The sequence below is a fragment of the Actinomadura miaoliensis genome, from assembly GCF_039536785.1.
Lineage (GTDB): Bacteria > Actinomycetota > Actinomycetes > Streptosporangiales > Streptosporangiaceae > Spirillospora > Spirillospora miaoliensis.
In genome coordinates, this window is record NZ_BAAAZG010000009.1 from 42779 (window position 1) to 52259 (window position 9481).

A 9481-nucleotide genomic window follows, 5' to 3' on the forward strand; every position below is an offset into this window, starting at 1 on the left:
GGACGAACCCGCCCAACCTTAGGGACGTCTTGGGACGTCTTGAGTTAACGTGCATGTGGGCCGTCTCCCCCGGACGGCCACAGCCACCAAGGAGGGATCTCTTGGCAAAGATCCACATCGGTAAGTACGAAGGGTCGATCTACCAGGAAGGCGACGGCTGGACCGGCGCCCTCTCGCTCGGCTTCGGCCCGGACGGCAAGCGCAAGCGGCTCAAGAGGAAGGGCAAGACCAAGACCGAGGTCAAGGACAAGCTCAAGGACGCTGTCGAAGACCTGGACAAGGGAGTGAAGCCTGATCACAAGTACCTCGTGAGGGACGCGGTCAACGACTTCCTCACGGCGTTCGCCAAGACCGGCCGGTCACCGGAGACCAACAAGGTCTACCGGTCGCTCGCCGATCACCAGCTCATCCCGTTCCTCGGCCGGATTCGCCTCAAGGAACTCACGGCGGATGACGTTGAGAAGTGGCTCAACGGACGGACGCAGCACCTCACGTCGTCCTCGCTCGGCATCGTCCACGGGTTGCTCAAGCGGTCCATCCGCAGGGCCGCGCGGCATGACAAGGTCGCACGGAACGTCGCCGACCTCGTCGACACCCCAGAGGGCAAGCCCGCACGCAAGTCCCGATCGCTCACCCTGGAGCAGGCCAACGCCGTCCTCGCAGAGGCGGCGAAGCCCAAGCATCGGCTCGGGGCGTACGTGATCCTCGCCATCGTCACGGGTCTCCGCACCGAGGAACTCCGCAAGCTCACATGGAGTGCCGTCGATCTCGACGCGGCAACCGTCTACGTCCTGCGCGCCGAACGGCACAACGACGAGACCAAGACGCCACTCAGCCGCAGAGGGCTCGGCATCGCCCAACTCGGGGTAGACGCCCTACGCGCTCTCAAGGCGCGGCAGGCCGCCGAGAAGCTCAAGGCCGGAGACGCGTACGAGGATCACGATCGCCTGTTCTGCAACGAGCGTGGCGCCCCGTACAGTGCCCAGCAAGTCCGCTACCACTTCCGCAAGGTCCTCGACGCGGCGGGCCTCAACGGCGCCGAGTGGGCGCCGCGCGAACTGCGGCACACGTTCGTCTCGCTCATGAGCGATCACGGCGTGCCCGTCGAGAAGATCAGCGTCCTCGTCGGGCACAAGAACACCAAGATCACCGAGACGATCTACCGGCACCAGATCCGGCCGGAGATCCGCGACGGTGCCGAGCACATGAACGACATCTTCGGAAGCAAGGTCAACAAGTCCGCGTAGGCGCGCGGCTCCCGGGATGGCTCCCCGGACCCCATCGAGCGTGAGGCCGACCGTCCGACCTGGATCTTCCCAGATCCGTTCCTTCCAGGTCGATTAAGGAGATGTGCTGATGGGAGCAGGGGAGTTGGGCATCTAGACTGTCTGGGTGCCTCTCGGTGATGGACGTCTGAGCCACGACATCGATCCCCTCGACCGCTCCCCCCAGGACGCCTGCGGGGTGTTCGGTGTCTGGGTGCGCCCGGATTCGGCGGCCCGTGCGGAGGTGAGCAAGCTCGCCTACTACGGGCTGTACGCGCTGCAGCACCGCGGGCAGGAGTCGGCCGGCATCGCGGTCAGCGACGGGTCGCGGATCGTGGTGTTCAAGGACATGGGCCTGGTGTCGCAGGTCTTCGACGAGTCGGTGCTCAACACGCTGCGCGGCCACATCGCCGTCGGGCACTGCCGGTACTCCACGACGGGCTCGCCGACGTGGGAGAACGCCCAGCCGACGTTCCGGTCCACCGAGGCCGGCGGGCTGGCGCTGGCGCACAACGGCAACCTGATCAACACGCCGGAGCTGGCCGCGCGGCTGGAGCCCGGCGTCCTGACCGCCACCACCGACACCGAGGTGCTGACGGCGCTGCTGGCCACGCACGGCACGCTGGCCGACGGAAGCGACCCGGTCGGCGCGGCCCGGCAGCTCCTGCCGGACGCCCGGGGCGCGTACTCGCTGGTCTTCATGGACGAGCAGACGCTGTACGCCGCGCGCGACCCCGAGGGCGTCCGGCCGCTGGTGCTCGGCCGCCTGGAGGACCTCGGCGGCTGGGTGGTGGCCTCCGAGACCGCCGCCCTGGACATCGTCGGCGCCGCGTTCGTCCGCGAGATCGAGCCCGGTGAGCTGGTCGCGATCGACGGGGAAGGGGTGCGGTCCGAGCGGTTCGCCGAGCCGCGGCCCAAGGGCTGCCTGTTCGAGTACGTCTACCTGGCGCGGCCCGACACCACGATCGCCGGGCGCAGCGTGCAGGCCACCCGGGTCGAGGTGGGCCGCCGACTGGCCCGCGAGCACCCCGTGGAGGCCGACCTGGTCATCCCGACGCCCGAGTCGGGCACCCCGGCGGCGATCGGGTACGCCGAGGCGTCCGGGATCCCCTACGGCCAGGGCCTGGTCAAGAACTCCTACGTCGGCCGGACGTTCATCCAGCCGTCGCAGACCATCCGCCAGCTCGGCATCCGGCTCAAGCTGAACCCGCTGCGCGAGGCCATCGAGGGCAAGCGCCTGGTGGTGGTGGACGACTCGATCGTCCGCGGCAACACCCAGCGGGCGATCGTGGCGATGCTGCGGGACGCGGGCGCCGCCGAGGTGCATGTGCGGATCTCCAGCCCGCCGGTGGCCTGGCCGTGCTTCTACGGCATCGACTTCGCCACCCGCGCCGAGCTGATCGCCGGGAACCTGTCGGTCGAGGAGATCCGCGACTCCATCGGCGCCGACAGCCTGGGCTACATCTCGCTGGACGCGCTGATCGCCTCGTCGCAGGTTCCGAAGGACCGGCTGTGCCGCGCCTGCTTCGACGGGGTCTACCCCATCCCCGTCGACGAGGACGCCCGCGGCAAGCACCTGCTGGAGCCGTCCCGCTCGTGACCTGTCCAGAGCGCGACGATCGAGGGGAAAGATGAGCACCTCCTACGAGGCGGCCGGGGTCGACATCGCGGCCGGTGAGCGGGCCGTCGAGCTGATGAAGGCGCGCGTGGCGCGGTCGCGGCGGCCGGAGGTCGTGGACGACGCCAGCGGGTTCGCCGGGCTGTTCGACGCCTCGGCGCTGGCCCGGTACCGCAGGCCCCTGCTGGCCACGTCCACCGACGGCGTCGGCACCAAGGTCGACCTGGCCCGCCGCCTGGGCGTCTACGACACCGTCGGCCACGACCTGGTCGGCATGGTGGTCGACGACCTGGCGGTGTGCGGGGCCGAGCCGCTGTTCATGACCGACTACGTCGCCTGCGGCAAGGTCGTCCCGGAGCGGATCGCCGACATCGTCGGCGGCATCGCCGACGCCTGCGCGCTGGCCGGATGCGCCCTGGTCGGCGGGGAGACCGCCGAGCACCCCGGCCTGCTGGGACCGGACGAGTTCGACATCGCGGGCGCCGCCACCGGCGTGGTGGAGGCCGACGAGCTGCTCGGCCCCGACCGGGTCCGTCCGGGGGACGTGGTGCTGGGCCTGGCGTCGTCCGGCATCCACGCCAACGGGTACTCGCTCGTCCGGCACATCCTCGCCACCACCGGGCTGACCCTGGACGCGACGCCCGCCGAACTCGACCGCCCCCTCGGCGAGGAGCTGCTCACCCCCACCCGCATCTACGCCCAGGACTGCCTGGCGCTGGCCAGGTCGGGTGCCGTGCGGGCGTTCGCCCACATCACCGGCGGCGGCCTGGCCGGCAACCTGGCGCGGTCGCTGCCCGGCACGGCCGACGCGGTGCTGAGCCGCTCGTCCTGGACGGTCCCGCCGATCTTCGAGGTGCTGCGGGCGCACGGCCGGGTCCCCGACGCCGAGATGGACAAGACCTTCAACCTGGGCGTCGGCATGGTCGCGATCGTGGCGCCCGACCGGGCCGACGCCGCGCTGGAACTGCTGGCCGGACGCGACGTGCCCGCCTGGGTGCTCGGCGAGATCGTCCCCGGCACCGGCACCGTCCACCTCTCCTGACGCCGTCATCGCGCCCCGGCACCTCGGGGGCTTCCGGCGTGGCCGGGAGGCGAACCCCGGGGCGGGCGGTGGTCGTCACACCTGGTGTGATCAAGCTGAGGGTGCTTCGGTGGCGTGCGCCGCTGGCGGTGCTGGCCGGGCTGGCGGCCTACGCGGTGCTGGCGCCGCTCGCCTGGGCCTACGCGGCGACCGGCGGCCACCGCGCCGGGCCAGGCGACGTCCCGCGGACGCCGGTCGCGCTGGTGCTGGGGGCGGGGATCCAGGACGGCCGGCCGACGACGCTGCTGGCCCGGCGCCTGGAACTGGCCGCCGACCTGTACCGGCGGGGCAAGGTGCGGGTGCTGCTGGTGTCAGGCGACAACCGGACCCACGGCTACGACGAGCCGACCGCGATGCGCGACCACCTGGTGGCCCTCGGTGTCCCGGAACGCAGGATCGTCCGCGACTTCGCCGGGCTCGACACCTGGGCCTCCTGCGTCCGCGCCAAGCGGGTCTTCGGGGTGGAGCGTGTGACGGTCGTCACCCAGAACTTCCACCTGCCGCGCGCCGTGGCGCTGTGCCGGGCCGCCGGCCTGGACGCGTGGGGCGTCGGCGACGACAGCATGGCCGCGCGCCCGCCGGCGACGACGTTCGGTTACGCGCGCGAGCCGCTGGCGATGCTGAAGGCCGTGGTCACGCTGGCGGCCCGCCCCGACCCGGCCGTGCTGGGCGGGCCCGAGCCCGGTGTCCGGCAGGCCCTGGACGGCTAGCGCCGGACGAGCGGGAACCGCGGGTAAAAAAACAACGCCACCGCCCGCGAGATCGTCGGGCGGTGGCGTAGTGTCAAAGATCAACGGGCGGAGGTGCCGTCCTTGCGCTCCTCGGTCCCGTAGTCGTCGGCGTAGTCGGCGTACTTCTCGGCGAGCTCGTCGTAGTCGTAGGAGTCGTCGCCGGGGGAGTCGGACACTCCCAGCTCGCTCTTCAGGCGGTCGAGGTCCGTGTTGCCGGTCCGGTACTTGAGCTGCCGGGCAACCTTCACCTGCTTGGCCTTGGCTCGGCCGCGACCCATTGGCTCGACCCCCTCGATGGTCAGGGCTTATGTGGGCCCATCAACGCGCGCGTCCTACACACGAACCGGTGCCTGATGAGCCATGCGTCAGTCACGGGTACAACCGTACCCGTTTTGCGCCCGGCTCGGTACATCGTCGGTACGTGGCGCACGCCCCTAACGGCGAACTCCAGTGTATCCGGTGGTTGCGAGTTCACCGATCCAAGCCGACACGCCACCACCGAACCGCAACCTGCCGGTTCCGAGGGCGGGGGTCGTCCGGTCGCGTGGTGCGGCCCGGTGCGACGGCGTCGTCACGGAAGGGCGACCTGCCCGGGGCGTACCGGGCAGGTCGGCCGAAGTCCGTCGGGGGAGGGGTCAGAGGAGGATGCCGCGCAGTCGGCCGATCTCGGACATGCGGCGCTCGGCGAGACGGTCGGCCGCCGCGGCGGGGGGCACGCCCTCGTCCGCGGCCAGCGCGAAGATCCGCTTGGTGGTCTCGTAGATGCCCGAGGCGCGGGACTTGGCACGTTCGAAGTCGAAGCCGCCGATCTCGTCGGCGACCTGGATCACGCCGCCGGAGTTGACCACGTAGTCGGGGGCGTACAGCACGTCGCGGTCGGCCAGCCGCTTCTCGATCCCCGGGTGGGCCAGCTGGTTGTTGGCCGCCCCGCAGACGATCTTGGCGGTGAGGACGGGCACGGTGTCGTCGTCGAGCGAGCCGCCCAGGGCGCAGGGGGCGTACACGTCCAGGTCGGTGCGGATCAGGGCGTCGTTGTCGGCGACGACCTCCACCTCGGGGTGCCGGGCCCGGACCCGTTCGACCGCCGCCTCGCTGACGTCGCAGATCACCACCTCGGCGCCGTCTTCGCGCAGGTGCTCCACCAGCCGGTGGCCCACCTTGCCGACGCCCTCGACGCCCACCCGCCGGCCGCGCAGCGTGGGGGAGCCCCACACCGTCTCGGCGGCGGCGCGCATGCCCTGGAACACCCCGTAGGCGGTCAGGACGGACGAGTCGCCCGCGCCGCCGTTGGCCACGGTCCGCCCGGTCACGAAGCGCGACTCGCGGGCCACCACGTCCATGTCCTCGCTGTAGGTGCCCACGTCGCAGGCGGTGTAGTAGCGGCCGTTCAGCGACTGCACGAACCGGCCGTACGCGCGCAGCAGCGCCTCGGTCTTGTCGACGGCCGGGTCGCCGATGATCACCGCCTTGCCGCCGCCGTGGTCCAGCCCGGCCAGGGCGTTCTTGTACGCCATGCCCCGGGACAGGTTGAGCACGTCGGCCAGCGCCTCGTCCTCGGTCCGGTACGGGTAGAAGCGGGTGCCGCCCAGCGCCGGGCCGAGCGCGGTGGAGTAGATCGCGATGATCGCGCGCAGGCCGCTGGCCTCGTCCTGGCAGAAGACGACCTGCTCGTGGCGGGGTTCTGCGCCCTTGTGGGGCGTCCCGAAGACATTAGGCACGGTAGTGCCCTCCTCTCTGTCTTGAGATCAGATTAGGACCGGTCGCGGCCCTGTGCCGCCTCTCCCGCCTGGCGGGTTCACGTAACGCGCCGATCTCGGTGGCGTGCTGGTGCCAGCGGTTCGGTGTGGCTCGTGTCACGATGCGGTGGTGCTGCCATACGCCGCGTACCTACGGGTATATGAGCCGGTGACCGCCTTCCCCGAGCCCGCGCGGACGCTGTGGACCGCCTACGCCGAGTCCAGGCGGCGCCCCAAACGGATCCGCGCCCTCGGGGTCGAGCATCTGGAGGCGTTGCACCGCCTGGCGGCCGACCCCCCGGAGGTCGCCCCCGAGCTGGAGAGCCAGGACGCCTACGTGCGGCGGGCCGGCGACGCCCTCTACATCTGCCCCTGGGGGACGCGCCTGCGGTCATGGCTGGCCTACGAGCGTTTCCGGGAGCAGACCCACGCCCGCCTGGTGCCGATGTTCGCTCCGCCCGTCGTCACCGAGCGCGTGGAGCGCGACTACGAACGCTGGAAGCGGGCCGGGCGCACCCTGCGGCCGCACATCCTGACCAGCACCTGGCATGTGCCGCTCACGTGGTTCGTGCCGTTCGCCTCGGGCGAGCGGTGCCTGCTGCTCGGGGACGGCACGTCCGGTAAGGGAAAATCCGCCCCCGCGACGACGGAACACGCCGGTTGCGGACCGACGACGGCGGCGACGGCGCGTACCCTCATCTACGTGACGGCGATGGCCGAGGCCCGCCGCCGGGTGGAGGAGTCGCTGCGGATCGTCCGCACGCGTCTCGGCGACGGCGACGGCGGCGAGCCGGTCACGCTGGGTGCCGGACGGCTGGAGGAACTGGGCAGGTGGCTGTCGGAGTTCCATCCTCGTTCCCTGGTGGAACTGGATTATGGCGGTCTGGTTCACCTGCTGGACGACCGATGGCTGCGCGCCGACGCGTCGGTGGCCGAGACCGCCGTTGCGCTGGCCGCCTTGGAGCGCGGTGAGGTGGAGCTGGCGGTGGCGATGTCCACGCGCCTGCTCGACCGCTGGCGCCCCGTACGGGCCCTTGAATCGGCGAACTGAACAAATTTCCCGAATCCGCGCGCGATACGACTATACGTGTCGCTAGAATCACGCAGCGTGACCCAGCTGCCGCCGTGCGCGCATCGCGACCCGTCTCCGCGGGGATGTTCCCACGCAACTACCGCCAGGAACTTGCTTGTTGCGTTGAGTGGTGGCAAGGTTACACGTTGTGATGTCATAGTGGCTCTTTCGGGCCATAGGGGACATCAGTGACCGCGAGGTTCAATCGCAGGATCGCTGTCATCGGTCCACGGAGGAGAGGCCGCACACATGTCAGCACGTACGCCAGAGGCCGAGCCCCTGCTGACGCCGGCAGAGGTGGCGACGATGTTCCGCGTCGACCCCAAGACCGTTACGCGGTGGGCGAAGGCCGGAAAGTTGACCTCCATCCGCACCCTGGGGGGACACCGGCGCTACCGCGAGGCTGAGGTGCGGGCGCTGCTGGCGGGAATCCCGCAGCAGCGTTCGGAGTAGCACGTTCCGATCGGCGGGCCCCTGCGTCGACCGGGGCCGGGGGTGCGGGGGAAGGTACCCCGCGACGGTAGCGGTCGACCTGGGGAGGCGGGGGGCTTCCCCCGCAGCGGTGGCGGTGAGCCGACGGCGCGGGGGCGCGTCTCCCGCGACGGCCACGGCTGACCGTGGCCGTGGGGGTCTCCCTACGGTTCGTACCGCCCGCCGGACGCACACAGCACAAACAGTGGGGGGCGGCCAGGAGGCCGCTGAACAGCCGAGTGGTCTGTTCAGGGGTCCCCTGGGCGAGGCCCAGGGCCACGAAAGACGTGGTCCTGGGCCAACTCACCGTTCACGCCATATCGCGTCATGCGCGTGCGCGCACGCAGACGACCGGCGGCCGGGGGGTCAGCGGTCCGGGTCGATTTCTTCCTGGGACAGGCGGTCGAACAGCTCGCCGGTGACCGGGTCGTGCCGTCCCGCGGCGCGCAGCATGACGATCCACTGGTCCACCAGCAGGTGCTCCAGTTCGGCGCGCTCGATGTCGCGGTGCTCCAGCCAGTCCAGCCCGGCCGTCTCGACGGCGGCCATCCAGGACCGCAGGGTGATGCGCAGCACCGGGCCGGGGTCCTCGATGCCGACGGTGTGCAGGATGCGGCCGAGCAGCAGCCGGCGGACGTTGTCCACGATCTCGCCGACCTCGCCGGAGCGGTCGGCCGGGCCGCCGCGCAGCAGCGCCGTGAAGCCCGCCGCGTGATCCTCCACGAAGTCGAAGTAGCGCTTGAGGGAGATGCGCAGCCGCTCCAGCGGCCTGCCCTCGGTGGGCGGCTCCAGCAGCACCGACAGCTGCCGCGCCGCGCTGGTGAGCGCCGCCACGTACAGCTCCTGCTTGCCGCCGAAGTAGTGGTACACCAGTGCCCGGGAGGCGCCCGCGGCCACCGCGACGTCGTCGATGGACACGTCCTCGGGGGGCCGCGTGCTGAACAGTCCGAGCGCCGCCTCGATCAGCTCGTCCCTGCGCTCGTCGACGCTGAGCCTGCGCCGGCTGCGCCGGGGACGCTCGGTGCGCGTCTCCGCGTCGGTCACCGCGTGTTCTGCCACCCGGGCAGCGTATCCGAGCGCGACGGCCGGTTCGGTGCCGTGCGAAGGCCCCGACCTGGGCGGCCGCGAAGGTGTGATCCGGAACACCACAGCCCCGAACTGCCATTGGCGGCGGCCCGTTACTCACTGTTGCGACGATATCGGGCGAAGGCGAGGCATCATGGCATCTCCTCCCGAGTGAGGAAGGCGCACCGACCCCCGCGCACCGACCCCCGCGCGGGCTCTGGGGCGCCATGGCGGCAGGTCCTGCAGGCCCCCTGGACGGAGTGCCATGTCAGCTGGTGAAGGAAAAGCCCCGCGCAACGAGAGGCCGGCGCCGCGGTACGGCGAGTTCCCGGCGCCGCCCGGCGGAGAGCCTCCGGCGTCGCGCAGCGGCAGGTCGCCGCGGCGGCCGGGCGGCCCGGTGCCGCCGCCACGCGACGGCGGGCCGTCCGCCGACGTCCGCCGG

Annotated in this window: 9 protein-coding genes; 6 read left to right on the top strand and 3 right to left on the bottom strand. The window is 71.3% G+C overall.

All coding sequences use genetic code 11. The annotated features are described in order from the left end of the window. The 4 genes from ABD811_RS09825 to ABD811_RS09840 form a co-directional block, all read left to right on the top strand. The coding region (locus ABD811_RS09825; RefSeq protein ID WP_344944191.1) for a tyrosine-type recombinase/integrase at positions 1-1247 on the top strand (1247 nt) is incomplete at its 5' end. A gap of 145 nt (positions 1248-1392) precedes the next feature. After that, positions 1393-2865, top strand: coding sequence for an amidophosphoribosyltransferase (gene purF, locus ABD811_RS09830; RefSeq protein WP_344944194.1), 1473 nt, complete (start codon positions 1393-1395; stop codon positions 2863-2865). A gap of 31 nt (positions 2866-2896) precedes the next feature. Beyond that, entirely contained in the window at positions 2897-3925 is a 1029-nt protein-coding gene (gene purM, locus ABD811_RS09835; RefSeq protein WP_344944196.1) for a phosphoribosylformylglycinamidine cyclo-ligase, read from the top strand. 101 nt (positions 3926-4026) lie between these two features. Further along, positions 4027-4674, top strand: coding sequence for a SanA/YdcF family protein (locus ABD811_RS09840; protein WP_344944199.1), 648 nt, complete (start codon positions 4027-4029; stop codon positions 4672-4674). An 80-nt stretch (positions 4675-4754) separates the two neighbouring features. Here ABD811_RS09840 and ABD811_RS09845 read toward each other — a convergent pair whose 3' ends face one another. Both ABD811_RS09845 and ABD811_RS09850 read right to left on the bottom strand, forming a co-directional pair. After that, positions 4755-4973: a DUF3073 domain-containing protein gene (locus ABD811_RS09845; RefSeq protein ID WP_344944202.1), complete on the bottom strand. Its 219-nt coding sequence runs from the start codon at positions 4971-4973 to the stop codon at positions 4755-4757. 357 nt (positions 4974-5330) lie between these two features. After that, positions 5331-6413, bottom strand: coding sequence for a Glu/Leu/Phe/Val family dehydrogenase (locus tag ABD811_RS09850; RefSeq protein WP_344944205.1), 1083 nt, complete (start codon positions 6411-6413; stop codon positions 5331-5333). A 148-nt stretch (positions 6414-6561) separates the two neighbouring features. Between ABD811_RS09850 and ABD811_RS09855 the strand changes: the two genes are divergently transcribed. Both ABD811_RS09855 and bldC read left to right on the top strand, forming a co-directional pair. Continuing rightward, positions 6562-7482 carry a DUF8083 family protein gene (locus tag ABD811_RS09855; protein WP_344944208.1) on the top strand — a complete coding sequence of 307 codons (921 nt, stop codon included), beginning with the start codon at positions 6562-6564 and terminating at the stop codon, positions 7480-7482. Positions 7483-7752: 270 nt separating this feature from the next. Beyond that, a complete protein-coding gene (gene bldC / locus ABD811_RS09860) occupies positions 7753-7956 on the top strand; it encodes a developmental transcriptional regulator BldC (RefSeq protein ID WP_012850682.1) in 204 nt (67 codons plus the stop codon). A gap of 384 nt (positions 7957-8340) precedes the next feature. On the opposite strand, the gene ABD811_RS09865 is transcribed toward bldC, so the two are convergent. Then, the gene (locus tag ABD811_RS09865; protein WP_344944211.1) at positions 8341-9033 is read right to left on the bottom strand and encodes a TetR/AcrR family transcriptional regulator; all 693 of its coding nucleotides are present in this window, start codon (positions 9031-9033) and stop codon (positions 8341-8343) included. Positions 9034-9481 lie beyond the last annotated feature (448 nt).

Excerpts from the sequence above, each read along its gene's own strand:
- purM (WP_344944196.1), top strand. The coding sequence starts at position 2,897 with ATGAGCACCTCCTACGAGGCGGCCGGGGTCGACATCGCGGCCGGTGAG.
- ABD811_RS09845 (WP_344944202.1), bottom strand. The coding sequence starts at position 4,973 with ATGGGTCGCGGCCGAGCCAAGGCCAAGCAGGTGAAGGTTGCCCGGCAG.
- bldC (WP_012850682.1), top strand. The coding sequence starts at position 7,753 with ATGTCAGCACGTACGCCAGAGGCCGAGCCCCTGCTGACGCCGGCAGAG.